The following is a 25,941-nucleotide window of genomic DNA, read 5'->3' as shown; positions in this document are numbered from 1 at the left end:
ACGTGAAACACTACGACGAAGATTTGGCGCAATTGGGCTGATGGCTAAAGTGATGAAAAAGCAATATGATGTGCTTGTGATCGGTGGCGGGCATGCCGGCTGCGAAGCCGCCGCCGCCGCGGCCCGCATGGGCGCTGCTACAGCGCTGGTTACCCATAAAGCCGAAACGATCGGCACTATGTCGTGCAATCCTGCCATTGGGGGCCTTGGAAAAGGTCACTTGGTTCGCGAAATCGATGCGCTTGACGGGCTGATGGGCCGTTGTGCAGACTCGGCCGGCATCCAGTTTCGCCTTCTCAATCGAAAAAAAGGCCCGGCAGTGCGCGGCCCGCGCACGCAGGCCGATAGAAAGCTCTATAAGGCGGCCATGCAAGCGGCGCTTCTCGAGATCGAAAACCTCGATATCATCGAGGGGGACGTTTTCGATCTCCTGCAACAGGAGCCGAATCACGTTAGCGGCGTGGTTCTGAATGATGGCCGGGAGATCGGCGCACGCACGGTGGTTTTGACCAGTGGCACGTTCCTTCGCGGTTTGATCCATATCGGCAACCGAAAAATTCCGGCCGGTCGGGTCGGAGAGGCGCCGTCTGTTGGCTTGAGTGACAGGCTGGCACGCTTGGGACTTCGGCTTGGTCGTCTGAAGACGGGAACTCCGGCGCGCCTGGATGGGCGGACGATCGATTGGGCCGTGCTGGACACACAGGCGGCCGATGAGGTGCCTGTGCCGTTTTCCTTCATGACGGATAAAATTACCACGCCACAGATAGAGTGCGGAATTACCCGCACCACGCCGGCGACCCACCAGCTCATTCGAGACAATATCCACCTGTCTGCCATGTATTCCGGCCAGATCGAAGGGGTTGGTCCGCGCTATTGCCCGTCCATCGAGGACAAGATCATGCGGTTTGGGGACCGGGACGGACACCAGGTTTTCCTGGAGCCTGAGGGCCTCGATGACCATACCGTCTATCCCAACGGCATTTCGACATCGCTGCCGGAAGAGGTCCAGGAGGCCTTTATCCGTACGATGCCGGGTTTGGAGCACGTCTCGATCCTGCAAACGGGCTATGCCATCGAATACGATCATGTGGATCCGCGGGAACTGACATCCGATCTGCAGCTCAGACGGTTGTCGGGCTTGTTTCTGGCTGGCCAGATCAATGGAACTACGGGATACGAGGAAGCAGCAGCTCAGGGTCTTGTTGCAGGCCTGAATGCGGCGCTCTTGGCAGCTGGTAAGCCTCCTGCCGAGTTCAGCCGGACGGAATCCTATATTGGCGTGATGATTGACGATTTGACATCGCGGGGGATTACCGAACCGTACCGGATGTTCACGTCGAGGGCGGAATACCGTTTGTCCTTGCGTGCCGACAATGCGGATATGCGTTTGACACCTCTAGGCATTTCACTTGGTTGCGTGAGCACGTCCCGGAAAGTGAAGTTCACAAGTTATAAGACAAGCCTCGATCAAGCAATTTTGCAATTGCAGGAATTGAGCATTACGCCCAATGAGGCGATCCAGCGTGGGTTGACGCTCAACCAGGACGGCCGTCGGCGTAGCGCGCTGGAGATCCTTGCCTATCCCGATAGGACGTTGGATGATATCTACCGCGCATGGCCGGATTTATCGCCAATGTCTGATCGGATTGCGGAGGCGGTTGAGATCCATGCAGCTTATTCCGTCTATCTGGATCGCCAGGACGCTGATATTGCCGCAACTCGGCGCGATGAGGTCCGGATTATTCCAGCTGATTTCAGCTTCGAGGCTTTGCCTGGACTGTCCAACGAGCTTCGATTGAAACTGACGGCTGCCCGGCCGGCTAATCTTGCCCAAGCTGGGCGGGTGGATGGCATGACTCCAGCGGCGCTATCCCTTATCATGGCTTACCTTAAGAAGGGTGAGTTGCTGGCAAAGGCCAGTTGATTCAATGTCGGAGAGTCTTTTGTCGGATATGATCGGATTGCGTGTTTCACGTGAAACATCCGAACGCCTTGATCACTTCGTTTCACTGTTTGAAAAATGGTCGCGGTCTATCAATCTTATCGCACCATCGACAAAACAGCAGATCTGGCAACGACACATTGCGGATAGCGCTCAGCTCTTTAAAATCCTGCCGGAACCGAAACAATGGGTCGATCTCGGCAGCGGTGGTGGCTTTCCGGGTGTGATCACCGCAATCCTCTTGGCCGAGGCCGGATCTGGATGGGTTCACCTGGTCGAAAGCAATCACAAGAAGGCCAGTTTCCTGCGTCTCGCTCTCAGCGAAACCGGTGCGCGCGGCAGTATCCATGTCTGCCGTATTGAAGATGCGCGGCAAAAGGTGACCGAATGCGAAGCAATCTCGGCGCGCGCGCTGGCGGATCTCGATCTGCTGCTCGATTATACGAATCCCTGGGCAAAAAAAATGCCTGATCTGCGCTGCCTTTTCCACAAAGGCCGGGATTATCAGGCGGAAATCGAGAAAGCGCGTGGTCGCTGGCGGTTTGATCTGGTAATACATCCAAGTGCACTGGAAAGGGATTCCGTTATTTTGGAGATCACCAATCAGGCGCTGAAGGTTTAACGATCGTCGGGTGCGGAATGGCTAGCGAGAGAAACCGAATTATCACCATCGCCAATCAAAAAGGCGGTGTCGGGAAAACGACGACAGCGATCAATCTGGCGACGGCGCTGGCAGCAATCGGCGAGCGGGTTCTGATCGTCGACCTTGACCCGCAGGGCAATGCCAGCACCGGGCTCGGGATCCAGAGGCGCGACCGCAAACTCTCGTCATACGATCTGCTGGTGGGCAGCCACACGGTCGAAGAGGCCGCGATAGATACCGCCGTGCCCAATCTGTCGATCATCCCCTCGACGCTTGATCTGCTTGGGCTGGAAATGGAAATTTCTCAGCAGCCCGACCGGGTTTATCGCCTGAAAAAGGCGCTCGATCAGACGGGCGGCCTCGCCTATTCCTATATTCTGGTCGATTGCCCGCCGTCGTTCAATCTGTTGACAATGAACGCCATGGCGGCGGCGCATTCCGTGCTTGTTCCCCTGCAATGCGAGTTCTTTGCCCTGGAAGGCCTTAGCCAGCTGCTCGAAACGATCAACCAGGTGCGTCGCGGCGTCAATCCGAGCCTTGATATTCAGGGTATCGTTCTCACAATGTTCGATGCGCGCAACAATCTTGCGCAGCAGGTCGTCAATGACGTGCGCACACATCTGGGTGAAAAAGTGTACCGTACACTTATTCCGCGCAACGTCAGGGTTTCGGAGGCGCCATCCTATGGAAAGCCGGCTATCCTTTATGACCTGAAATGTGCCGGCAGCCAAGCCTATCTGCAATTGGCTTCGGAAGTGATACAGAGAGAGCGGCAGCGAAAGGCGGCCTGAGGGTTCCTTCGAGACGGTTTTTGAGGTTTTAGCGTATGAGTGACGACATTTCCAAACGGCGCCTTGGTCGCGGACTTGCGGCCCTGATCGGCGAAATGGACCAGCCCGTGCCGGTCGGCGACAGTCGTGCGGTCAGTGCCGACCGGACGGTGCCGATCGAGTTCGTCGCCCGCAACCCCCGCAATCCGCGCCGCTATTTCGACGAAAGCGTTCTTCAGGAACTCGCAGGTTCGATCCGCCAGCATGGCATCGTGCAGCCGGTCGTCGTTCGTCCGACCGAGCGCGACCGCTACGAGATCATTGCCGGCGAACGCCGCTGGCGTGCTGCGCAGCTGGCCGGGCTGGTGGAAATTCCGGTGATCGTGCGAGATGTCGATGACCGGACGGCCCTGGAACTGGCAATCGTCGAGAACGTGCAGCGCGCCGACCTCAATCCACTCGAAGAAGCACTTGGCTATGAGCAGTTGATCGCCGAACACGGCTACACACAGAACGATCTTGGCGAGATTATCGGCAAGAGCCGCAGCCATGTGGCCAACAGCTTGCGTCTGTTGAAATTGCCGGAACAGGTGCGCGACATGCTGGCTGATGGCAGCCTGTCGGCCGGCCATGCCCGTGCCCTGGTCTCGACATCCGACCCCATTCCGCTGGCAAAGACCATCGCCTCCAAGGGGCTGTCGGTGCGTGACGCCGAACGGCTGGCGCAGAACAGCATCAAGGCGCAGAACGATCCGAAGCCGGCGGCCGGTGTGGTTTCCAAGGATTCCGATACGATCGCCCTGGAGCGCAGCCTTTCGGACCGTCTTGGCCTGAACGTCGCCATCACCCACAAGGGCGGCGGCGGCCAGTTGCGGATCAATTATCAGTCGCTCGAGCAGCTTGAAGAGATCTGCCGGCTGTTGGAAGCCCGTTAGGGCGTTTCACGAATAACCGTATTTCAGGCTCTCGGCACGATCAGGTCAGCGATTGCGCCGCGCCGATTGCAATGTCAAAGCCAGAAGCGTTTGAAGGGCCAGACTGTCTTCGAGGCCCGGCCTTTGGCGGCTTGCCAAAATGGTCGATTGCAAACGGTTGCTTTCCTGCGCCAGGGCAGTACTAGGCCAGTTGCGAAGGGCGCGCTCGACGATCGGCTTACGTTTGAAATGCACCTGGCGGCCGAGCGTCTGCATGACCTGCGCCGGTTGCAGCTTCTTCTGATCCATCTCACAGCGCATCAGGTCCAGTTGCTGGAATTGCCGCAGGCAGCCTTGCAGCACCATGAAAATCGGTGTCTTCGACGTGGAGATCTTCTGGGTCGCGTGCAGCAGCGCCTGGGCGTCGCCGGTCAGAACCGCGTCGACGGCCTGGTCGGTTGATACCGCGCTGGCATCGCCGATAATACCGATGACGTGATCGTCGTCGATCAAGGCCTCATGCAGACAGTAGAGCAGCAGCTTGGACAGTTCGTTGCGGGAGGCGATGCGGTCTCCCCCCAGCGATTCGAGCAGCAGCTTGCGGGCGCTGGGCGTGATCCGCTTGCCGGCGGCGGCCAATTCAGCATCGACCAGGGCATTCAGGGCTCTTGCGTCGTCCGGATAACAGGCGGTGATGGCGATTGAACGGGCCGCCTCGGCGATCTTGCGGGTGGCCGACCCTTTCTTGAGATCCCCTGCCTCGACGATAAGCGTGCTGGTTTCCGGTGGTGACTCGGAGAGATATTGCAGGCCATCAACCAGGCCTTTTTCATTGTTGGCGCCGCGGATCCAGACCAGTTTTTCGCCACCGAACAGCCCGAAGGCGTTCATCTCGTCGATCAACCGTCCGGGGTCTGCTTGAATGTCGGAACCATCGAGCCTGATCAGCGAGAAGGGATCGCCGAGATCGACGCCGGAGGCCTTTGCTATGACCGCTGCCCGTTCCGACACCAAGCCATGATCCGGTCCATAAAGCACGAAGAGGCGGTAGTGCCTGACCGACTTCTGCAGGAACGCATCAAATTCGTGGGATTTGATTTCGCTCATGCGTGGAGCCGCCTCAACGGCTCAGGGCCGCTGCAAGGTCGGCGCGGATCAGTTCGGCAAGCTCGCGGGCTGCCCGGTTCTCGGCATCACGGATGGCGCGCAGCTTGGCAAATTCCTGTTCAGGGAAATCCACCAGTGCCACAGACTGCCGATGCGCCATGCGCAGCACCGTTCCGTCCTTTGTGCGGCTCAGCGTGTAATCGGCGCTGACGACAACACGCCCAGCCCTCGGTGTATCGGAGGACTGCTCCAGCAGCACACCGATCGTCTCGGACTTGACCTTCAGGTCGACCGTGTATTCCGGTGCGGCCGGCTCCCCGGCCCCGCCCGCCACCAGAAAGATCAACTGGTTGCGAACCTCCAGCTCGACGCGGTCGTCCGCTGAAGAAAAGGCGATGGATCCCAGGCTTTGCTGGGTGCCCGAGGCCTCGTCGTAGAGTGGCCGGACCTGGCAGCCGGCGACAAGGCCCAGCAATCCCAATAGAGCGATAAGCCTGAAACGGCCGGCCATGACAGCAAAAGGATTAAATGACAATGTTCACAATCCTCTGCGGGACCACGATGATTTTCTTCGGTGCCTGCCCGTTCAAGGCAGTCTTGACGGCATCGAGTGCGAGTGCTGCCGCTTCGACGGTATTTTGATCCGCATCGCGTCCGATTGTCAATTCGGCACGCTTCTTTCCGTTGATTTGAACGGGAAGCATGATCTCGTTCTCAGCCACCAGATCGGCATCGAATACCGGCCAGGGCGCGGTGGCCGCAAGACCTTCATTACCGAGCACCGCCCAGCATTCTTCGGCCAGATGCGGCGTCATCGGTGCAAACAGCTGGATCAGGATTTCGGCTGCATTTCTGACGGCCGCGACAAAGGCCGGATCCGCCGAGCCGGCCGACACGCGTGACAGCGGAGCGGCCAGGGCATTGACCAGTTCGTAGATGCGCGCCACGGCCTTGTTGAAGGCAAGCTTGTCGAGGTCGCCCTGAACGGCTTTCAGCGTCCGGTGGGCGACCTGTGAAACGGCAAGCCCCTCGCCTTCTTTAGCCGGATTCCCGCGGACATCGCGCAGGACGGGAGCTGCTTCGGATATCAGCCGCCAGACGCGCTGCACGAAGCGGTGTGCGCCTTCGACACCGGATTCCGACCAGATGACGTCCCGTTCGGGCGGCGAATCCGACAGGACGAAGAAACGCGCCGTGTCGGCACCGTAGGAGGCAATGATATCGTCCGGATCGACGACATTCTTCTTCGACTTCGACATCTTTTCGATCGAACCGATGGCCACTTCATCGCCCGTCGAAAGCATGACCGCCCGACGGGCGCCGTCGATCTCTTCGATACGGATATCGGCCGGCGCCACCCACTGGCCCGCGGCGCCTTCGCCAAGGCGGTAGGTTTCGTGCACGACCATGCCTTGAGTGAACAGGCCCTTGAAGGGTTCGCTCAGGTTGACATGGCCGGTCTCGCGCATGGCACGGGTAAAGAAGCGGGAATAGAGCAGATGCAGGATCGCATGCTCGATACCGCCGATATACTGGTCGACCGGCAGCCAGTGATCGGCCACGGCCGGATTGGTCGGGTTATCTTCCCAAGGCGCCGTGAAGCGGGCGTAGTACCAGCTGGAATCGACGAACGTGTCCATGGTGTCCGTCTCGCGCCGGGCGTCCTTGCCACATTGGGGGCAGGCCACATGGCGCCAGGTCGGGTGACGGTCGAGCGGATTGCCGGGCACGTCGAAGGTCACGTCGTCGGGCAGCTTGACGGGAAGGTCGGCCTTGGGGACGGGGACCACACCGCAATCCTCGCAATGGATGACCGGGATCGGGCAGCCCCAGTAGCGCTGGCGCGAAATGCCCCAGTCGCGCAGGCGGAAATTCACCTTGCGCTCGCCCTGCGGCGCATTGCCGAGATTTGTCGCCGACAGTTTGTCGGCCACGGCCGTGAAGGCCTCGTCGGTCGTCATGCCGTCCAGGAAGCGCGAATTGATCATCACGCCATCGCCGTCATAGGCGGTGTCGCCAACGGCAAAGGTCGCGGCGTCACCATCTTTCGGCATGACCACCGGTACGACCGGGAGGTCGTATTTGCGGGCGAAATCCAGATCGCGCTGGTCGCCGGACGGGCAGCCGAAAATGGCGCCCGTGCCATAGTCCATCAGCACGAAGTTGGCGACATAGACCGGCAGTTCCCAGGAGGGATCAAAGGGGTGGCGAACGCGAATGCCGGTGTCGATGCCCTTCTTTTCAGCGGTCTCCAATGCGGCCAGCGACGTTCCGGCGCGCCGTGTGTCTTCGCAGAAGGCGGTAATCTCGGCATTGCTCTCCGAGACCATTTTCGCCAGCGGATGATCGGCGGCAATGGCGAGGAAGGATGCGCCGAACAGCGTGTCGGGACGGGTCGTGTAAACGGTGACTTCCGAGAAGCCGGCCGTCTGGCTGGACGGCACAATTTCCCAGCGCAGCACCAGGCCTTCCGAACGGCCGATCCAGTTCTTCTGCATCAGCCGCACTTTTTCCGGCCAATGATCGAGCGTGTCGAGGGCGTCGAGCAAATCCTGGCTGTAGTCGGTGATCTTGAAGAACCACTGGGTCAACTCGCGCTGCTCGACGACAGCGCCGGAGCGCCAGCCGCGGCCGTCGATCACCTGCTCATTGGCCAGCACCGTATGGTCGACCGGATCCCAGTTGACCTTGGACTGCTTGCGATAGACCAGGCCCTTTTCCATCATGTCGAGGAAGAGATGCTGCTGGCGATGGTAATAGTCCACGTCGCAGGTGGCGAATTCGCGCGACCAGTCCAGCGACAGGCCCATCGACTTCAGCTGGCCGCGCATGGTGGCGATGTTCTGGTAGGTCCAGTCCTTGGGATGGACGTTGTTCTGCATGGCGGCATTTTCAGCCGGCATGCCGAACGCGTCCCATCCCATGGGATGCAGGACATTGTAGCCGCGAGCCCGCTTATAGCGCGCTACCACATCGCCCATCGCATAGTTGCGCACATGGCCCATGTGAATGCGCCCGGATGGATAAGGGAACATTTCGAGCACGTAGTATTTTTCGCGCGGGTCGTCATTGTCGGTGGTGAAGACGGATTCGTCCGCCCATCTGGACTGCCAACGGGGTTCGGCATCACGCGGATTGTAACGTTCGGTGCTCATCTGTCTGCTATTCCGGGAACAAGGAGAATTTGGCGGTGACCTTCACCATGAAACAGGGCAAGCGTCAAGTTTTCAGGCCTTTGCGGCCATGTTTCAAATAGCAGCGAAGTTCATCGGTTCCGCCCTTGCCGTGTTTGCACCTCATCCCGTAAATGATGGTGTTCAATGACGGGATTGCAAGATGACGATTGAAGAGAGACTGGTCGAGGTCAAAGGACGGATCGCTGACGCCACGCGCCAGGCCAAACGCGAGCCCGACGCCGTGCAACTGGTTGCGGTGTCCAAGACGTTCGATGCCGATGCGATCCGGCCCGTCATCGTTGCCGGCCAGCACGTGTTCGGCGAGAACCGGGTGCAGGAGGCGCAGGGTAAGTGGCCGCTGCTGAAATCCGAGACGCCCGATCTTGAATTGCACCTGATCGGCCCCTTGCAGTCCAACAAGGCCGCCGATGCCGTGGCTCTCTTTGATGTTATCGAAACGGTCGACCGTGAAAAGATTGCGCGGGCGCTAGCCGATGAAATGAAACGACAGGACCGTTCCCTTCGCTGCTATGTCCAGGTCAATACCGGGCTTGAGCCACAGAAGGCGGGCATTGCTCCCGACGACACGGTTGCTTTTGTCGGTTTATGCCGTGGCGAGCTCGGTCTTCCCGTCGAAGGCCTGATGTGCATCCCGCCGGCCGATGAAAATCCGGGTCCGCATTTCGCGTTGCTGGCCAAGCTTGCCGAGGCGTGCGGACTGTCCCGTCTTTCCATGGGCATGTCGGGCGATTTCGAGACGGCCATCGCTTTCGGCGCGACAAGCGTACGGGTCGGATCGGCCATTTTCGGAACGCGCTGAAAACACCGGGTCTGCTGATCCAGCGGGCAAGTGCGCGGTTCGCCCTAGGTCAAAATGTCGCAGCGCTTCGTGATACCGCTTTCGTCTGGGTATCCATGAAACGGCACCCTCCCCTATTATCGCGAGACAGAAATTGTCATGCGTTGCCTGGGAGGATGCCAATGGACAGCCAATATTCTGACGTTTATCAATCCTGGAAAGAGGATCCGGAGCAGTTCTGGCGAGCGGCGGCGGAAAAGCTCGACTGGTCGCGACCATTCGACACCGTGTTCGACGCCGACCAGGGCGAATACGGTCGCTGGTTTGCGGGAGGCGAAACCAATACCTGTCACAATTGCCTCGACCGTCATGTTCATGCGGGCCGCGGCGACGAGGTCGCCATCATCTACGACAGCCCGGTCACGGGCATCAAGCAGAGGTTCAGCTACACCGAGGCGTTGACGGAGGTCGAAGCCATCGCCGGGGTGCTGAAGAACCATGGCGTATCCAAGGGCGATCGTGTCGTCATCTATATGCCGATGATACCCGAAGCGGTGTTCTCCATGCTGGCCTGCGCCCGCATCGGCGCGGTGCATTCCGTGGTGTTCGGCGGGTTCGCCGCCCATGAACTTGCCACCCGCATCGACGACTGCAAGGCGAAGGTGGTGATCTGCGCCAGTTGCGGCCTGGAACCGGGCCGTGTCGTGCCCTACAAACCCCTGCTCGATCACGCGGTCGACATGGCCACCGTCAAGCCGGAATATTGCTTCATCCTGCAGAGGGATCAGCTGCATGCGCCGCTGCGCTACGAGCATGGCGATGTCGATCTCGCCCATGCCGTCGAGGTGGAGAAGGTCAACGGAACTTCGGTTCCCTGCGTGCCGGTGCAATCTACCGATCCGCTCTACATTCTCTATACGTCCGGCACCACAGGTCAGCCCAAGGGCGTGGTGCGGGACAATGGCGGCCATATGGTCGCACTTAGCTGGACGATGGAGAATATCTACGGCGTCAAGCCCGGAGAGGTGTTCTGGGCGGCCTCGGATATCGGCTGGGTCGTCGGTCATTCCTACATCGTCTATGGGCCCCTGCTGGCCGGCAATGCCACGGTGATTTTCGAAGGAAAGCCGATCGGAACACCGGATGCCGGCACTTTCTGGCGGATTGTCTCCGAATACGATGTCAAGGCGCTGTTCACCGCACCCACGGCGTTCCGGGCCATCCGCCTGGAAGATCCGGAGGCGGACCACGTGAAACGATACGACCTGTCCGGCCTGCGCGCCCTCTTTCTTGCCGGTGAACGGGCAGATCCCGAAACGATCAAATGGGCGGAGCAGATGTTGCAGGTGCCGATCATCGATCATTGGTGGCAGACCGAGACCGGATGGCCGATCGCCGCCAATCCGGCGGGGCTTGGCCTGCTGCCGGTGAAATATGGCTCTCCCTGCGTGCCGATGCCCGGCTATGCCATCGAGGTGCTGGACGATTCAGGCCATCCGGTGCCCAACGGAACGCTCGGCAATATCGTCGTCAAGCTGCCCTTGCCGCCGGGCTGCCTGGTGACCTTCTGGAACGCCGATGCGCGCTTTCGCTCATCGTGCCTTGAGGAATTCCCCGGCTATTACAAGACGGCCGATGCCGGAATGGTGGATGATGACGGATATATCTTCGTCATGGCGCGCACGGACGACATCATCAACTGCGCCGGCCACCGCCTGTCGACCGGTGCGATGGAGGAAGTCTGCGCCATGCATCCCGATGTCGCGGAATGCGCGGTGATCGGCATTGCGGATGAGCTGAAGGGTCAAATCCCGTGCGGCTTCCTGGTGCTCAAGAAGAATGTCCACCGGGACAGCAAGGCCATCTTCAAGGAGGTCGTTCAATTGGTTCGCGACGAGATCGGACCGGTTGCCGCCTTCAAGACGGTGATGGTGGTCGAGCGGTTGCCGAAGACCCGGTCCGGAAAGATCCTGCGTGGAACCATGCAGAAGATCGCCGACGGCATGCCCTGGAAGATGCCGGCCACGATCGACGATCCGGCGATCCTGGAAGAGATCACCCAGGTGCTGAAACAGAACGATATGGCCAAGCTTGCTTCATGAAAAAAGCCCGGCCTGTGTTGTGTCACAGGCCGGGCTTTTAGAAGGGTGCAGATGCTTCGTGTCAGTATTGGTCGTCTTCGTCGTCGGTGCGGGTCGATTTCAGCGACTTGAGTTTCGCAAAGACTGCATTGGCGTCGATTTCCTTTTCCTCTTCCTGCCCGTAGAGGCCGAGGTTCTCGGTTGCCGTCGTCGCCTGCAGGGTCGCGCCGAGTTCGGCAGCGGTCGGCAGCGGTCGGCCCTTCGAAGCCTTCTCGACTTCAAGGTCCAGATCGATCTGGCTGCACAGACCGAGCGTTACCGGGTCCATGGGAGCGAGGTTGGCCGAATTCCAGTGGCTGCGGTCGCGGATCTGTTCAATCGTCGTCTTGGTCGTGCCGACGAGGCGGGAAATCTGGGCGTCCTTCAGTTCCGGATGATTGCGCACCAGCCAGAGAATGGCGTTGGGTCGGTCCTGACGCTTGGAAACCGGCGTATAGCGCGGTCCGCGACGCTTGGAATCGGGAACCCTGACCTTCGGCTCGGAAAGCTTCAGCTTGTAGTTCACGTCACCTTCGGCCCGCGAGATCTCGTCGCGCGACAGCTGCCCTGTGGCAATCGGGTCGAGACCCTTGATGCCCTGCGCCGCTTCGCCATCGGCAATGGCTTTCACCTCAAGCGGGTGAAGCTTGCAGAACTGAGCGATCTGTTCAAATGACAGTGCCGTATTGTCGACCAGCCAAACGGCGGTCGCCTTTGGCATGAGCAGGGTCTGGGCCATGGAGTAACAATCCTTCTCTGCGTCCGGGCCGTGGGGCCGCGGGCCGTGGACATAACCACAATTTCTGGGAAATCAGCGGCTGTATACGCCCAATGTAGCGAAAATGCAATTCTTCACGGTCGAAATGACCTTTGTCTAATTGCTGCGTTTAAACGACCTGCTATGAATGCAGCACATAGATGGAGGAGAGGAGATCCGCCATCGATTGTTTTTGGCGCATTCACATGAGGAGGTGTTCATGTCTGCCAAGACCTATCCGGTTTTGAAATCGGCCAAGAGCCGCGCATTGATCGACAACGAAAAATACCTGAAATGGTACGAGGACAGCATCGAGGATCCGGAGAAATTCTGGGCCAAGCACGGCAAGCGCATCGATTGGTTCAAGCCCTATACCAAGGCCAAAAATACCAGCTTCAAGGGCAAGGTTCCGATCAAGTGGTATGAAGACGGTCTGACCAATGTCTCCTACAACTGTATCGACCGCCATCTGAAGACCCATGGCGAGCGCACGGCGATCATCTGGGAGGGCGACAATCCCTATATCGACAAGAAGATCACCTACAACCAGCTTTACGATTCCGTCTGCCGTCTGGCCAATGTGCTGAAGTCGAACGGCGTCAAGAAGGGCGACCGCGTCACCATCTACATGCCGATGATCCCGGAAGCCGCCTTTGCGATGCTGGCCTGCGCGCGGATCGGCGCGGTTCACTCGGTGGTTTTCGGTGGCTTTTCGCCGGAAGCGTTGGCCGGTCGCATCGTCGACTGCGAATCGACATTCGTCATTACCTGCGACGAGGGCCTGCGTGGCGGCAAGCCAGTGCCGCTCAAGGAAAATACCGATACGGCCATCGATATTGCCGCCCGGCAGTATGTGATCGTCAACAAGGTTCTGGTGGTGCGCCGCACCGGCGGCAAGATCGAATGGGCGCCGGGCCGCGACCTCTGGTATCACCAGGAAATCGCCAAGGCGAAGCCTGATTGCCCGCCGGTCAAGATGAAGGCCGAGGATCCTCTTTTTATCCTCTACACGTCAGGTTCAACCGGCAAGCCGAAGGGTGTCGTACACACGACTGGCGGCTATCTCGTCTATGCCTCGATGACCCACGAATATGTGTTCGACTACAAGGATGGCGAAATCTACTGGTGCACCGCCGACGTCGGTTGGGTAACCGGCCACTCCTATATCGTCTACGGGCCACTCGCCAATTGTGCGACCACGCTGATGTTTGAAGGCGTTCCCAATTTCCCCGATCAGGGCCGGTTCTGGGAGGTCATCGACAAGCACAAGGTCAATATTTTCTACACCGCGCCGACGGCCATCCGCTCATTGATGGGGGCCGGAGATCATTTCGTCGAGCGCTCCTCGCGGTCGTCGCTGCGCCTGCTCGGGTCCGTCGGCGAACCGATCAATCCGGAAGCCTGGGAATGGTATTACAACGTCGTCGGCGGTGCCGCCTCGCCGATCGTCGATACCTGGTGGCAGACCGAGACCGGCGGCATTCTGATCAGCCCCTTGCCCGGTGCGACGGACCTCAAGCCGGGATCGGCGACATTGCCGTTCTTCGGCATCAAGCCGCAACTGGTCGACAATGAAGGCGTGGTGCTGGAAGGTGCGGCAGACGGCAATCTCTGCATCGTCGACAGCTGGCCAGGCCAGGCCCGTTCGATCTACGGCGATCATGCGCGCTTCGTGCAGACCTATTTCTCGACCTACAAGGGGAAATATTTCACCGGCGACGGCTGCCGGCGCGACGAGGACGGCTATTACTGGATCACCGGCCGCGTCGACGACGTGCTCAACGTGTCCGGCCATCGCCTCGGAACCGCGGAAGTGGAATCGGCCCTCGTCTCGCACCATCTGGTGTCGGAGGCAGCGGTTGTCGGCTATCCGCATCCGATCAAGGGCCAGGGCATCTATTGCTACGTGACGCTGATGGCGGATCACGACGGCGACGAGGCCCTTCGTCAGGCGCTGATCAAGCATGTGCGTTCCGAGATCGGGCCGATCGCATCGCCCGACAAGATCCAGTTCGCGCCGGGCCTGCCGAAGACCCGATCCGGCAAGATCATGCGTCGAATCCTGCGCAAGATTGCGGAGGACGATTTTGGAGCGCTGGGAGATACATCCACCCTCTCGGATCCCGCCGTCGTCGATGATCTGATCGCCAATCGGCAAAATCGAATCGCCTGAATTTTCCAGGTGGATCGTCTTGCAAAGATAAATGCCTCTCCGCACCGTCGGGGAGGCATTTGCTTTTGGGGTGAAATGCGACAGGATGGAAGCCGCCGACAAATTGCGGTTCGCGGGAATTCCCACTCGAAAATCTGGGATAGAGGCCCTATATGGTGGGTTTGAGTAGGAGTTCTCATGGCCCGGATTGACCAGACTGAAGATTGGCGCGAACGCCATGCGCCCACGATCAGCACGTTCGAATCGCTTGCGATCGAGGCCTATGGAAATCTGCCTGAGGAATTCCGTGCGCTGACCGGCAATCTGATCATTGAGATCGTCGACTTTCCCTCGGACGAAATTTTCGAGGACATGGCGCTTGAGACGCCTTTCGACCTGCTCGGCCTGTTCGAAGGCCGCGGCATTTCGGAGAGGTTCACGATGGAGACCGGCGAGCTGCCGAACCGCATCATGCTCTATCGTCGCCCCATCCTCGACTACTGGGCGGAAAATGAAGAGACGCTGGGCGATATCATCACCCACGTGCTGATCCATGAGATCGGCCACCATTTCGGCCTCAGCGACGACGATATGGAACGGATCGAGGAATTCGCCGACGCGACGGCCGGCGATCGTTCCTGAGCGTATGTCAGGTTAATCAGGGCCGGACGCCATTTCTCTCGCTAAAGCGCGGCAAAGAAGTGGTCGAGCCCGGCCTGGGCGCATTGCATGTCCTGTGCCGGGGTTCCGGAGCTAAGGCCGATGCCGCCGACCACGTCCCCATCGACGATAACAGGCAGTCCGCCGCCGACGATCATCAGCCGGCCTGAAATGGCGGAATGAATGCCGAAGGCGGGTTTGCCGGGCTGGCTCGCTTCGCCATATTCATGGGTTGCTTTGCGGGCTGCGGCCGCCGTGAAGGCCTTGTCGATGGCAATCGTCGTGCTGGTAACCTTGCCGCCGTCCATTCGTTCAAAGGCGATCAGCTGGCCGCTCTCGTCGGTTATGGCAATGCACATAGGCACGCCGATCTCGACTGCCTTGGCCCTGGCGCCGGCGATCAGCAATTGCGCATCCGATTGGTCGAGACGTTTGATGGTCAGCATGGCATTCTTCCTTTGTGGTGATGGCGCCATTCAATGCCGACACGCTGGCGAAAGACAATTGCACCGCCTGGAGAAACACCTTTGCCGCTGATGGGCGAAGCGGGGCCGATTACTGCTCGCCGAGTTTCATGTCCGGATCGTAGTCCTTGCCATGAACTGTCTTCACCACGGCCTGGCCGCAGTTCATCTGGCCTGTCTGGGCGTTGAAGGAGAGGCTGGGCGAGCCGTGCAGTTCCCAGCCCTGATTGAGGGCTGCCGTGACCCGATGGCAGAAGGAGGCGTCATCAGGGCCGGTCAGGAATCGATAGACCTTCATTTGTCCGTTCACTTTCGTTTGTCGATCAGGGCTGCTTTTTGCAACAGCCGTTCGGCTTGTTCAAGATGCAGGCGCTCGATCATGCGCCCGTTGGAGTTGATCACGTTGAGGCTCGCCGCTGCGGGGTCGGCAAAGGCGGTGGCGATGGCGCGGGCCTCGGCGAGGTCGGGCTCCGAGATTCCGAAGCAACGGTTTGCAGCGGGGATCTGGGCCGGGTGGATCAGCATTTTGCCATCGAAGCCCATGGCCCTGCCCTGCCGGCATTCGGCGTCGAGGCTCTCCAGATCCTTGAAGTCGTTCGAGACGCTGTCGATCACATCCAGCCCATAGGCGCGGGCCGAAAGCACGACCTGCATCAACCAGGGGACCAGATAGGTTCGGCCCGGCTCGGCCGGCACGCCGGTGTCCTTGCGCAGATCGTTGAGGCCGATCACGAAGCAATCGAGCCGCGTATCCCTGGTGCGTCCGTATTCCGCAATCGCCGCCGCGTTGAGGATGCTGCGCGGTGTCTCCATCATCGCCCAGATGCGCAGACCGTCTGGTGCGTCGTTATCGGCCAGGAAATCCGATGCGACCTGCACATCCTCGGGTTCGTTGACCTTCGGCAGTAGCAGCGCGTCCGGCGCGCAGGCAAGCACCGTTTCCAGATCGGCCGCGGAAAAGTCGGTGTCGAGCGCGTTGATCCGTATGATGCTCTCGCGGTCGACGAGAGGGGTTTCGGCAAAGAAGCGCCTGAGATTGTCGCGTGCCTCGCCTTTCCTGTCTGAGGCCACCGAATCTTCCAGGTCGAAGATCACCGCGTCGCAGTCCAGGTCGTGGACTTTCTGCAGGGCGCGCAGATTGATTGCAGGCACGCTCAGCACGGAGCGGCGCAGGCGCGCGGGGTGGTGAAGGGCAAAGGAAACCATGGAAACTCGTGTGGTTGCGCTTTTCCGGATCGGACAAGAAGACGTGACATCAATAACTCTTGCAATCCCTTGAGAGAAGGGCCACCTTCGTTGTGTGAAAGGAATATGACCATGCACAATCTGCGTTCCGTCGCTATCGCTCTTATCGGACTTGCCCTTTTTGCGGCTGCCGCCGTCGTCACGGTATCCCTGACGCTTCTGGCTGGCGCCGTGCTGACAATGGCCCTTGCCGCGCGCATGCTGTCCCTGCGTGCCAAGCCGGTTCCTGTCCGGGCTAAACCCCAAGCACAGCCCATGCGGGTCTGGAACGACGGTCGCGGCACGATCATCGATCTGTAATATCGCTATGCACCCGCCGCCCTGCCGAGATGCAGGGCGTTCTCGGCGCCAGGATCGTGCCGGAATCTTCTCTGGCAATATTTCCCTTCAAATCGTGCCTTTTTTGCTCTATTGCGAGGGGCAAACTCGCAAATGCGTAGATTGAAGGCAGGATCGATGGAAAAGTTCAACAAGCTTACGGGCGTTGCCGCACCGCTTCCGGTTGTCAATATCGACACCGACATGATCATCCCGAAAGACTATCTGAAGACGATCAAGCGGACCGGCCTTGGCACGGGCCTCTTCGCGGAAGCGCGCTATCACGAAGACGGCACGCCCAATATGGAGTTCGTGCTCAACAAGCCGGCTTATCAGAATGCCAAGATCCTCGTTGCTGGCGATAATTTCGGCTGTGGTTCCTCACGCGAACATGCGCCCTGGGCCCTGCTCGATTTCGGCATCCGCTGCGTGATCTCCACGAGCTTTGCCGATATTTTCTACAACAACTGTTTCAAGAACGGCATCCTGCCAATCGTCGTCAGCCCGGAAGACCTGGAAAAGCTGATGGACGATGCGCAGCGTGGCTCGAATGCTGTTCTGACGGTCGATCTGGAAGCGCAGGAAATCTCCGGGCCGGATGGCGGAAAGATCAGTTTCGACATCGATGCCTTCAAGCGCCACTGCCTGCTGAACGGTCTCGACGATATCGGCCTGACGCTGGAGAAGGCCGCCAGTATCGACAGTTTCGAAAAGTCCAACGCCGTATCGCGGCCCTGGGCTTGAAGTTCGGTCGGACGGCTGCGGCGAAGTAGACCGTAGCCGTCTCTGCCCAATCTTCAGACAATTCTTTAAAACCTCTGCAATCCGGGCCGTGGCGTACCGCTGCGCCCTCTTGCGTGCTTGAAATGAGGGCCTACGGTCGATAAAAGCGGCACCTCTATTCACTTTGCAAAGGTTGGCCCCATGACAGCGCGTAAGCTTTTCCTTCTCCCCGGCGACGGTATCGGCCCGGAGGCGATGAACGAAGTCCGCAAGATCATCGCGCATCTGAACAGCGATTTCGGCACCGGATTCAAGACCGATGAAGGACTGGTCGGCGGTTGCGCCTATGACGCTCATGGCGCTGCCATTTCCGAAGAGGATATGGCCAAGGCCATGTCCGCCGATGCCGTTCTGTTCGGTGCGGTGGGCGGACCCAAATGGGACGACGTTCCCTATGACGTTCGCCCGGAAGCCGGCTTGCTGCGCCTGCGCAAGGATCTTGAGCTGTTCGCCAACCTGCGCCCGGCGATCTGCTATCCCGCCCTTGCTTCCGCGTCGTCGCTGAAGCCGGAACTGGTGGAAGGCCTCGATATCCTGATCGTTCGTGAACTGACCGGCGGCGTCTATTTCGGCGAGCCGAAGACGATTACCGACCTTGGCAATGGCCAGAAGCGGGCCATCGATACCCAGGTCTACGACACCTATGAAATCGAACGCATTGCCTCGGTCGCCTTCGAACTGGCGCGCACCCGCAAGAACATGGTCTGCTCGATGGAAAAGCGCAATGTCATGAAGTCGGGCGTGTTGTGGAACCAGGTGGTGACCGAGACCCACAAGACCAAGTACCCGGATGTCAAGCTCGAGCACATGCTGGCCGATGCCGGCGGTATGCAGCTGGTGCGCGCGCCCAAGCAGTTCGACGTCATCGTCACGGACAATCTGTTCGGCGACATGCTGTCCGACGTGGCCGCCATGCTGACCGGCTCGCTCGGCATGTTGCCATCGGCGTCGCTCGGCGCACCGGATGCCAAGACCGGCAAGCGCAAGGCGCTGTATGAGCCCGTTCATGGTTCGGCGCCCGACATTGCCGGCAAGGGTGTCGCTAATCCGATCGCGATGATCGCCTCCTTCGCCATGTGCCTTCGCTACTCGTTCAACATGGTGGATCTGGCAGACCGGCTGGAAACGGCGATCGCCAATGTGCTCGGAAAAGGCATCCGCACTGCCGATATCATGGCCGAAGGCTGCACCAAGGTCGGCACGACCGAAATGGGCGATGCCGTACTTGCCGAATTCCGGCTGCTTGCTGCCTAAGGGCTGATTTCGACAGCGGCACCGCGGATCGGGGGTGTCGCTGTCTTGCTCCGCACTGCATCCTGTGTCATCCATAGCTGGCGAAGAAATATTGCTTAGCCGCAATAGTATTTGTGATCCCGGCTCCAGTGGAGTGACACATGAACCGAATATCGTCATGGTTGGATCGCCGCAACAAGCGTGTCTGCACGCCGATACCCTCGCTTCACTGTAGAGCATATGGCATGGCTGGCGGAAGCCTCGTCATGCTTGCCGTCCTCCTGCTGGACGGACCTGCCGGTGCCGCTAGGCAGCATGTCGCACCAGTCATGGATTGGCTGGGCGGCCGGATTACCGATTTCGGCAAATCGGACTGGATCATCTGCGTTGCGCTGTTCCTGATGTTCGAATCCTGGGCGGCGTCGCATATCCTCACCTCGAAAAAGGGACGCTGTCGGGCGCGGTTCTTCAGCCAGCTGGCCTTCTATGTCTTTGCCAGCGTCGCTCTTTCGGGCATTGCTGCAAATCTCGTCAAACGTGCCATCGGGCGGGCGCGCCCTGCCAATTTCGACCATTGGGGCGCGTTCGGTTTCGAGCCGTTTGCCGGTGCTGCCCGGTTCGAGAGCTTTCCGTCAGGCCATTCGACGACGATCGGCGCGCTGTTCATGATTTTTGGCCTGCTGTTTCCACGGCACCGCGTGACCTTCGCCATCCTGGCCATCTGGATTGCCATGTCCCGCGTCATGGTCGGCGCCCATTATCCAAGTGACGTGATTGCCGGGCTTGCCTTCGGCTCGTGGTTCTCGCTGATGATGGCGATCGTCTTTTCGCGCTATGGCCTGGTGTTCCAGACCGGCATCCACGGCGTGCCGGTGCTGCGCCAGCGGCTCTGGTCAGGTCGCGCCTGTCACCTCGGTCCGAGGATCTCGCCGGAGCGGCAGCCGATGGCCCCAATCTCAGATGAGCAACCGTCAGGCGCCGTGGCGGCCTGACCTCTGCAGGGTCCCCATCGCGCACAGGAGATGGGCCGTCAGTTTCGTGCCTTTCAACGCTTCCGCTTGACACGGGCCAAAAACCTTTTAAATGCAGGCACGGAAGGATTTCTCGAATGTGCTATTCCGGCTTGTCCATTGCTGAGAATATTTGCCTGGCGGCTAACGCCGGAGCGAGTGTGCTATTGTCCCTTCCGATCATGACCACGGCCAAAACGACGACGAAAACCGTCTGACGTCTCTGGCCACCGCTCTCTCCCCGGCACGGCCGGGGACAAGGAAGGTTCGCGTCGAGCGACTTTTCCCCTCACCATCCCGCGGAGAGACAGAAAGAGAGCACAAATTATGGGTTTCAAAATTGCAGTCGTGGGCGCTACCGGCAATGTCGGCCGCGAGATGCTCAACATTCTCTCGGAGCGGGACTTCCCGGCCGATGAAGTGGTCGCCCTTGCGTCGGCCCGATCCCAGGGCACCGAAGTATCCTTCGGCGACAAGGTCCTAAAGGTTCAGAATCTCGAGAACTATGATTTTTCCACGACCGACATTTGCCTGATGTCGGCCGGCGGCACCATTTCGCAGAAGTGGTCGCCGAAGATCGGCGCCCAGGGGTGCGTGGTCATCGATAACTCGTCGGCCTGGCGCTACGATCAGGATGTGCCGCTGATCGTTCCGGAGGTCAATCCCGACGCGATCACCGGCTTCACCAAGCGCAACATCATTGCCAATCCCAATTGCTCGACCGCCCAGCTCGTCGTGGCGCTGAAGCCGCTGCACGATTTTGCTACGATCAAGCGCATCGTGGTCTCCACCTATCAGTCGGTGTCGGGTGCCGGCAAGGACGGCATGGACGAGCTGTTCAACCAGACGCGCGCCGTCTTCGTGGCCGATCCGATCGAAACCAAGAAGTTCACCAAGCGCATCGCTTTCAACGTCATTCCCCATATCGACAGTTTCATGGAGGATGGCTACACGAAGGAAGAGTGGAAGGTCCTGGCCGAAACCAAGAAGATGCTGGATCCGAAGATCAAGGTCACCTGCACGGCTGTGCGCGTGCCGGTGTTCATCGGCCATTCGGAGTCGGTCAATATCGAGTTCGAGAAGGAAATCACTGCCGAACAGGCCCGTGACATCCTGCGCGAAGCACCGGGTTGCCTGGTGATCGACAAGCACGAAAACGGCGGCTATATCACGCCTTACGAGTGCGCCGGCGAAGATGCCACCTTCATCTCGCGTATTCGCGAAGATGCGACGGTCGAGAACGGTCTCAACATGTGGATCGTGTCGGACAATCTTCGCAAGGGCGCCGCTCTCAATGCGATCCAGATCGGCGAATTGCTGATCAATCGTGGACTGATCAAGCCGCGCAAGGCTGCTGCCTGATCTTCTTTGAACGTCTTCGACACCCCGGTTATTGCCTCTCGGCGATGCCGGGGTGTCGGCGTCTTTCCGGCTGATCGTTGAATCTTTCAAGTCAATCCGAATATTGGGCATGATCCGCATTCGGGTCTGGTTGATCAACACTTTGTCATATAGAGGCAAAGACTTCAGTTGCGCGTGACAGAATCAGGCCCAGCTGGCATGTTCCGCCCAAATCCCTATAAAACGCGCACTACGACGAGGACATCGATGCGACTTGCGAAGTTACTGACCACGGCATGTCTTGTGACGGCAGCCTATGCGGGCGCCAACACCGCGAATGCGGCGCAGTGTGGAAATACCTCCGCAGGTTTTGCGAGTTGGGTCGATGAGTTCAAGTCCGAGGCTGCCGGCAATGGCGTCAGCGCGGGCGTTCTCAACAAGGCCTTTTCGGGCGTATCCTACAATACCGCCACCATCCGGGCCGACCGGGGACAGAAGAGCTTCAAGCTGTCTTTCGAGCAGTTCATGCAGAAGCGCGGCGGCAATGCGATCATCTCCCGCGGCAAGGGCATGAAGAAGAACAATGCCGCGTTGCTGTCCAAGATCGAACAGAAATACGGCGTGCCGGCCGGGCCATTGCTGGCCATCTGGGGCATGGAAACCGGGTTCGGCGGATTTCTCGGCAATGAACACACGCTTTCGGCGGTTGCAACGCTTGCCTATGACTGCCGTCGCAGCGACTATTTCACCGATCAGCTCTATGCCGCCCTGCAACTGGTCGCCAACAATTCGCTGAGCACCACGGCGCGCGGCGCTGCCCATGGCGAAATTGGCCAGACGCAGTTCCTGCCGCGCAATGTCGTCAAGTTCGGCGTAGACGGCGACGGCGACCGCCGCATCGATCTGGTTCATTCGAAGGCCGATGCGCTGGCCTCGACGGCGAATTTCCTGAGGGGCAGTGGCTGGCGGGCCGGGGCTGGATATCAGCCCGGCGAGCCGAATTTCGCGGCGCTTAGCCAGTGGAATGCCGCGACAGTCTATCAGAAGGCCATCGCCCATATCGGTGCACGGATCGACGAGTAATCCGGATATCGCTTACGGCTTGGTGCTTCGGCAGCGAGCCGGGCTACCTGGGGGGAACGCCTGTCCTCAGCATTGTCCGTTCGGGGAGAAATCAGGCCGTTTTGATGTCGGGGCTTTCCGTATTGGACGCGGTTTCAGCGTCCACGACAACGCAATTGCGGCCGGAAGATTTTGCCGCATAGAGTGCCAGATCGGCTCTTTTCAACAGTTCCGTCAAGAGATCCTGGTGGGCCGGTGCGCTCATGCCGGCACATCCGAAGCTTGACGTGACGCGCAACGTGGTGCCGTCGGGCAGTTTCATTTCGGCACTCTCGATCGCCTGGCGTACCTTTTCGGCTACAGTGACAGCTTCTTCGGTGGAACTGCCCGGGAGCAGAGCTAGGAATTCCTCGCCCCCATGGCGCACCAGCAGATCGAACGGGCGGAAATTCGTCCGGGCGATTGTGGCGACTGCACGCAGGACGACATCGCCGGCATCGTGGCCATAGGTGTCGTTGACTTGCTTGAAGTGATCCAGATCGAAGAGGACGGCCGACACCCAGTCGTGGTTTGCTGAGGCCTGGTGCAGGAGAGCGGAGGCCGCGGACTGAAAGCCGCGCCGATTGTACAATCCGGTCAGAAGATCGGTCTGGGCGGCATCGCGCAGTTCGAGGATCATTGACTCCCGTTCGCGTCTGATTTGGCCGATCAGCATCATACCCTTCATGGCCAGAAGAATGATCGCCGTAGTCAAGATGGTCAGCGTGGCAACGATCCCGGATAGCACCATCAATTGCCGGCGTGCCCGATCGGCAAGTTCATCCCCGTGCTGCCGGATATCTGCGATCAAGCCGGAAATGGTCTGTTGCCAGAGTTCGGTGCGGGCGTCCTGGATACTGTCCCAGGTTTGCACGGAGGTCGTGGCCGGGCTCGCGGCGCTCCTGTTGATCGATGTTATCGCGTCATCCAACCAGCGGCCTTCGCTCGAACGGTCGAATTCGATCAAGGCCCTGACCCGCGGGTTGTCGATTGAGCGCAGGAGTTGAGCTGGCCCGGCCTTGTGCATGACGCTCGCTCGCTCCAGTGCAGTCGTCTGCTCCGTCGTCAGGCTTTCGCCGGCGAACAGCAGAGCGCCGTAGAAGGCCAGTTCCAGCCCCGCTTCGTTGATGTCAAGGAGGCTCATCAGGAGATGAAGGTCTTCCAGCAATGAGATATCGTCGATATCAGACCTGACGTCGTTGACTATATGCAGATAGGCTTGGGAGGCGGACTTGAATACGCCGTCTATGTTGGCGGCGGAAAGACGTGAGGTATCGACGGCGCGACGTTGGCGCAGCATGGCGTCGATTGCCGTCTGCATCCGCCCGAGGTCCGGGACGTTGGCAGGATGATCGGCAAGGTAATCGGTGGTGAGCTTGGGAAAGGCCCGTATCTCTTCATCAAGTGCCGTCCGTGCCTGTTGCAGGGCCTGACGATTCGGCGGGCTTGGATCTTCCAGATAAAGAATCGTTGCCCGAGCTTCAGCCGGCATCGTCTGCGAGGCAATCTTGGCTGCGGCAAATACTAAATAGGCGTGGTGCTTGCCGATCTCGAGCTTGCGGTATTCCGCGTAGTAAAGGCGTAGCAGGAAGGTCGCCTCGAAAGCCATTACGACCGAGGGCAGGATCAGCGCTGCCATTACCACCCGTCTGATCGTGCCAAAGCTCATTCAGCGCTCTTCCGCCTCGAGGCCGCGGAATGTCGCCGCGCTCGAAAATCATAGAAGATCAATCTGAATAATTCCTAAATTAGGCGACTTTCAGCGCGTCGTGCTCAGGCTTCGAGGCGGGTGAAATCGCGGGTATTGCTGTCCATGATCCACAGTTCGCCGTTGGAAATGTCAAACCATGCCCCGTGAATCTGCAGCTTGCCGCGTTCTTCCAAAATCCTCACACAGGGGAAGGTGCGCAGATTGATGATCGAGTTGCGAATGGAGATGCGTTCCAGCGCTGTCTGGCGCTCGGCGTCGGTCATGACCAGATTGCTCTGGATCTGTTCGGCTGCCGGCTTCACCAGGCCCATCCATTTGCCGATGAAATCGCCGGGCGACAGGGGCTCGGCATTGGGGTCAAGCGCGGCGCGAATGCCTCCGCAACGGCCATGGCCCATGACGATGATGTCGCGCACCCGCAACGACTGAACGGCGAATTCCAGTGCCGCCGATGTCGAATGATATTGGCCGTCCGGTTCATAAGGCGGCACCATGTTGGCGACATTGCGCACGACGAAGAGTTCGCCGGGCCCGCAGTCGAAAATGGTCTCAGGCGCCGAGCGGGAATCGCAGCACGCGACGACCATGGTATGGGGTTTTTGACCCTGTTCGGCGAGAGCGCGATAGCGTTCTCGCTCGTCGCTATAGCGACCGTCCATGAAATTGCGGTAACCCGCGAGAAGGGAGCTCGGAAAACGCTGCATGCCATTGGATTACCGCGCCGCAGTACGGTTGGCAACACTCTCCTTTCACGAAGGGCGCTTCGGCCTTTGTGCCGGATGCATCAGCCGGCGCATATGGACCAGCGCCATCGGGGTGAGGAGACTCGACTGATCGCGCTCCAGTGTCAGCTCGTCGCTGCCTCTTTTCTTGGTGCGCGCCAAGATCTCGAAAACGCTGGCGGTCGCCAGCTGCAGCGCCTTTTCCTCATCGATACCGGCCAGCAGCCGGCCAAGAAACAGAGCGGCGATCAAGTCTCCGAGCCCGTTGGGCGGATCGTCGACCAGCCGATGCTCGGAGAGCAGGGCGTGCCGACCCGACAGCAGCAGATTGCCCGTGCCGCCGCTCATCATCGGTACAGCGGAGGTGACCAGAACGCGCGGCGGTCCGAGCGACAGGGCCGCCTGCATGATCATATTGTTGTCGAGGAGTTCGCTGCCGGCCATCCAGGCGAGTTCGTACCGGTTGGGCGTTGCGATGGTCGCCAGCGGTATCAGGCAATCGCGGATCGCCGTGGCTGTTGCCTCCGGAACATAGAGCCCACCCAGGTCGCCGATCACGGGATCGCAGACATAGGTGAGTTCGGGATTGTGTTCCCGCAGGGCCGCGATCAGGCGAGCTACGGCTTTCGGCTGAGCGGCACTGCCGAAATAACCGGTCAGAACGCCCTTGACCTCGGAAAGCCACGGTGCGCGGATTAGATCATCGATGACCCGTTCGAAATCGTCATCGGGAAAGGTCATGCGGGTCGAGGGACCGTGTCCCGGATGCCAGGGTAGCACGACCGTCGGCAGTGCCCAGACAGGAAAGCCCAGCGCCTCAAGAGCAAATACTGCGGCGCGATTGCCGACGGAGCCGCGAACGACATGACTGGAAATGACGATGACGGCTCCCGCCGAATTCTCTGACATGCTAACCCGATCCAATGCTTCGAATTTTATCGCTTGGGCGTTGATCATCCTTTTCGGGGCAGGC

Annotated in this window: 24 protein-coding genes; 14 read left to right on the top strand and 10 right to left on the bottom strand. The window is 59.5% G+C overall.

Features of this window, described 5'->3' with window-relative positions; genetic code table 11:
* Positions 1-40: 40 nt before the first annotated feature.
* The 4 genes from mnmG to HFC70_RS22630 are packed head-to-tail and all read left to right on the top strand — an operon-like array spanning position 41 to position 4,290.
* Positions 41-1,924: a tRNA uridine-5-carboxymethylaminomethyl(34) synthesis enzyme MnmG gene (gene mnmG, locus HFC70_RS22645; RefSeq protein WP_246735919.1), complete on the top strand. Its 1,884-nt coding sequence runs from the start codon at positions 41-43 to the stop codon at positions 1,922-1,924.
* A 4-nt stretch (positions 1,925-1,928) separates the two neighbouring features.
* Entirely contained in the window at positions 1,929-2,564 is a 636-nt protein-coding gene (gene rsmG / locus HFC70_RS22640; protein WP_168475565.1) for a 16S rRNA (guanine(527)-N(7))-methyltransferase RsmG, read from the top strand.
* Between the two features lie 17 nt (positions 2,565-2,581).
* Complete coding sequence (locus HFC70_RS22635) at positions 2,582-3,376, top strand: ParA family protein (protein WP_168475564.1); 795 nt, start codon at positions 2,582-2,584, stop codon at positions 3,374-3,376.
* 35 nt (positions 3,377-3,411) lie between these two features.
* Positions 3,412-4,290: a ParB/RepB/Spo0J family partition protein gene (locus HFC70_RS22630; protein ID WP_168475563.1), complete on the top strand. Its 879-nt coding sequence runs from the start codon at positions 3,412-3,414 to the stop codon at positions 4,288-4,290.
* Positions 4,291-4,335: 45 nt separating this feature from the next.
* On the opposite strand, the gene holA is transcribed toward HFC70_RS22630, so the two are convergent.
* Genes holA through leuS form a run of 3 tightly spaced genes read right to left on the bottom strand, consistent with a single transcriptional unit; the run spans position 4,336 to position 8,531 of the window.
* Positions 4,336-5,376 (bottom strand): DNA polymerase III subunit delta, encoded by a 1,041-nt coding sequence (holA, locus tag HFC70_RS22625; protein WP_168475562.1) that lies wholly within the window; start codon positions 5,374-5,376, stop codon positions 4,336-4,338.
* Between the two features lie 13 nt (positions 5,377-5,389).
* Positions 5,390-5,911, bottom strand: a complete 522-nt coding sequence (lptE, locus tag HFC70_RS22620; RefSeq protein ID WP_168475561.1) for an LPS assembly lipoprotein LptE — start codon at positions 5,909-5,911, stop codon at positions 5,390-5,392.
* The gene (gene leuS, locus HFC70_RS22615; RefSeq protein ID WP_168475560.1) at positions 5,901-8,531 is read right to left on the bottom strand and encodes a leucine--tRNA ligase; all 2,631 of its coding nucleotides are present in this window, start codon (positions 8,529-8,531) and stop codon (positions 5,901-5,903) included. Before leuS ends, lptE begins: the two co-directional genes overlap by 11 nt.
* 181 nt (positions 8,532-8,712) lie before the next feature.
* On the opposite strand from leuS, the gene HFC70_RS22610 reads away from it, so the two are divergent.
* Positions 8,713-9,372 carry a YggS family pyridoxal phosphate-dependent enzyme gene (locus HFC70_RS22610; protein WP_168475559.1) on the top strand — a complete coding sequence of 220 codons (660 nt, stop codon included), beginning with the start codon at positions 8,713-8,715 and terminating at the stop codon, positions 9,370-9,372.
* A 161-nt stretch (positions 9,373-9,533) separates the two neighbouring features.
* Positions 9,534-11,453, top strand: a complete 1,920-nt coding sequence (locus tag HFC70_RS22605; protein WP_168475558.1) for a propionyl-CoA synthetase — start codon at positions 9,534-9,536, stop codon at positions 11,451-11,453.
* A 61-nt stretch (positions 11,454-11,514) separates the two neighbouring features.
* Here HFC70_RS22605 and HFC70_RS22600 read toward each other — a convergent pair whose 3' ends face one another.
* Complete coding sequence (locus tag HFC70_RS22600; protein WP_168475556.1) at positions 11,515-12,210, bottom strand: DUF1013 domain-containing protein; 696 nt, start codon at positions 12,208-12,210, stop codon at positions 11,515-11,517.
* A gap of 238 nt (positions 12,211-12,448) precedes the next feature.
* Here HFC70_RS22600 and acs point away from each other — a divergent pair, with 238 nt between their 5' ends.
* Both acs and HFC70_RS22590 read left to right on the top strand, forming a co-directional pair.
* Positions 12,449-14,401, top strand: coding sequence for an acetate--CoA ligase (gene acs / locus HFC70_RS22595; RefSeq protein WP_168475555.1), 1,953 nt, complete (start codon positions 12,449-12,451; stop codon positions 14,399-14,401).
* Between the two features lie 177 nt (positions 14,402-14,578).
* Positions 14,579-15,022, top strand: coding sequence for a metallopeptidase family protein (locus tag HFC70_RS22590; RefSeq protein WP_168475553.1), 444 nt, complete (start codon positions 14,579-14,581; stop codon positions 15,020-15,022).
* Positions 15,023-15,063: 41 nt separating this feature from the next.
* Here HFC70_RS22590 and HFC70_RS22585 read toward each other — a convergent pair whose 3' ends face one another.
* The 3 genes from HFC70_RS22585 to HFC70_RS22575 all read right to left on the bottom strand — a co-directional run bounded on the left by HFC70_RS22585 (position 15,064) and on the right by HFC70_RS22575 (position 16,710).
* On the bottom strand, positions 15,064-15,486 hold the full coding sequence (locus HFC70_RS22585) for a heme-binding protein (protein ID WP_168475551.1): 423 nt from the start codon (positions 15,484-15,486) through the stop codon (positions 15,064-15,066).
* A 109-nt stretch (positions 15,487-15,595) separates the two neighbouring features.
* Positions 15,596-15,802 carry a DUF1737 domain-containing protein gene (locus tag HFC70_RS22580; RefSeq protein ID WP_168475550.1) on the bottom strand — a complete coding sequence of 69 codons (207 nt, stop codon included), beginning with the start codon at positions 15,800-15,802 and terminating at the stop codon, positions 15,596-15,598.
* A gap of 8 nt (positions 15,803-15,810) precedes the next feature.
* Positions 15,811-16,710: a CoA ester lyase gene (locus HFC70_RS22575; RefSeq protein WP_168475548.1), complete on the bottom strand. Its 900-nt coding sequence runs from the start codon at positions 16,708-16,710 to the stop codon at positions 15,811-15,813.
* Positions 16,711-16,821: 111 nt separating this feature from the next.
* Between HFC70_RS22575 and HFC70_RS22570 the strand changes: the two genes are divergently transcribed.
* The 6 genes from HFC70_RS22570 (at position 16,822) to HFC70_RS22545 (ending at position 22,517) form a co-directional block, all read left to right on the top strand.
* Positions 16,822-17,049, top strand: a complete 228-nt coding sequence (locus HFC70_RS22570) for a hypothetical protein (RefSeq protein ID WP_168475547.1) — start codon at positions 16,822-16,824, stop codon at positions 17,047-17,049.
* Between the two features lie 156 nt (positions 17,050-17,205).
* The gene (gene leuD / locus HFC70_RS22565; RefSeq protein ID WP_168475622.1) at positions 17,206-17,811 is read left to right on the top strand and encodes a 3-isopropylmalate dehydratase small subunit; all 606 of its coding nucleotides are present in this window, start codon (positions 17,206-17,208) and stop codon (positions 17,809-17,811) included.
* A 180-nt stretch (positions 17,812-17,991) separates the two neighbouring features.
* The gene (gene leuB / locus HFC70_RS22560) at positions 17,992-19,104 is read left to right on the top strand and encodes a 3-isopropylmalate dehydrogenase (protein ID WP_168475545.1); all 1,113 of its coding nucleotides are present in this window, start codon (positions 17,992-17,994) and stop codon (positions 19,102-19,104) included.
* Positions 19,105-19,349: 245 nt separating this feature from the next.
* Positions 19,350-20,075: a phosphatase PAP2 family protein gene (locus HFC70_RS22555; protein WP_246735918.1), complete on the top strand. Its 726-nt coding sequence runs from the start codon at positions 19,350-19,352 to the stop codon at positions 20,073-20,075.
* Positions 20,076-20,420: 345 nt separating this feature from the next.
* Positions 20,421-21,455, top strand: coding sequence for an aspartate-semialdehyde dehydrogenase (locus HFC70_RS22550; RefSeq protein WP_168475542.1), 1,035 nt, complete (start codon positions 20,421-20,423; stop codon positions 21,453-21,455).
* Between the two features lie 246 nt (positions 21,456-21,701).
* Positions 21,702-22,517: a lytic transglycosylase domain-containing protein gene (locus HFC70_RS22545; RefSeq protein WP_168475541.1), complete on the top strand. Its 816-nt coding sequence runs from the start codon at positions 21,702-21,704 to the stop codon at positions 22,515-22,517.
* Between the two features lie 91 nt (positions 22,518-22,608).
* On the opposite strand, the gene HFC70_RS22540 is transcribed toward HFC70_RS22545, so the two are convergent.
* From HFC70_RS22540 to pdxY, 3 genes are all read right to left on the bottom strand, one after another.
* Positions 22,609-24,204 carry a diguanylate cyclase gene (locus HFC70_RS22540; protein ID WP_168475539.1) on the bottom strand — a complete coding sequence of 532 codons (1,596 nt, stop codon included), beginning with the start codon at positions 24,202-24,204 and terminating at the stop codon, positions 22,609-22,611.
* Between the two features lie 104 nt (positions 24,205-24,308).
* Positions 24,309-24,950 carry a carbonic anhydrase gene (locus HFC70_RS22535; RefSeq protein ID WP_168475537.1) on the bottom strand — a complete coding sequence of 214 codons (642 nt, stop codon included), beginning with the start codon at positions 24,948-24,950 and terminating at the stop codon, positions 24,309-24,311.
* A gap of 45 nt (positions 24,951-24,995) precedes the next feature.
* A complete protein-coding gene (pdxY, locus tag HFC70_RS22530) occupies positions 24,996-25,877 on the bottom strand; it encodes a pyridoxal kinase PdxY (RefSeq protein WP_168475536.1) in 882 nt (293 codons plus the stop codon).
* Between the last annotated feature and the right edge of the window lie 64 nt (positions 25,878-25,941).

It is taken from the genome of Agrobacterium sp. a22-2 (genome assembly GCF_012276985.1).
Lineage (GTDB): Bacteria > Pseudomonadota > Alphaproteobacteria > Rhizobiales > Rhizobiaceae > Allorhizobium.
Note: the sequence above shows the minus strand (reverse complement) of the source record. Positions and strands in the feature narration are given on the sequence as shown.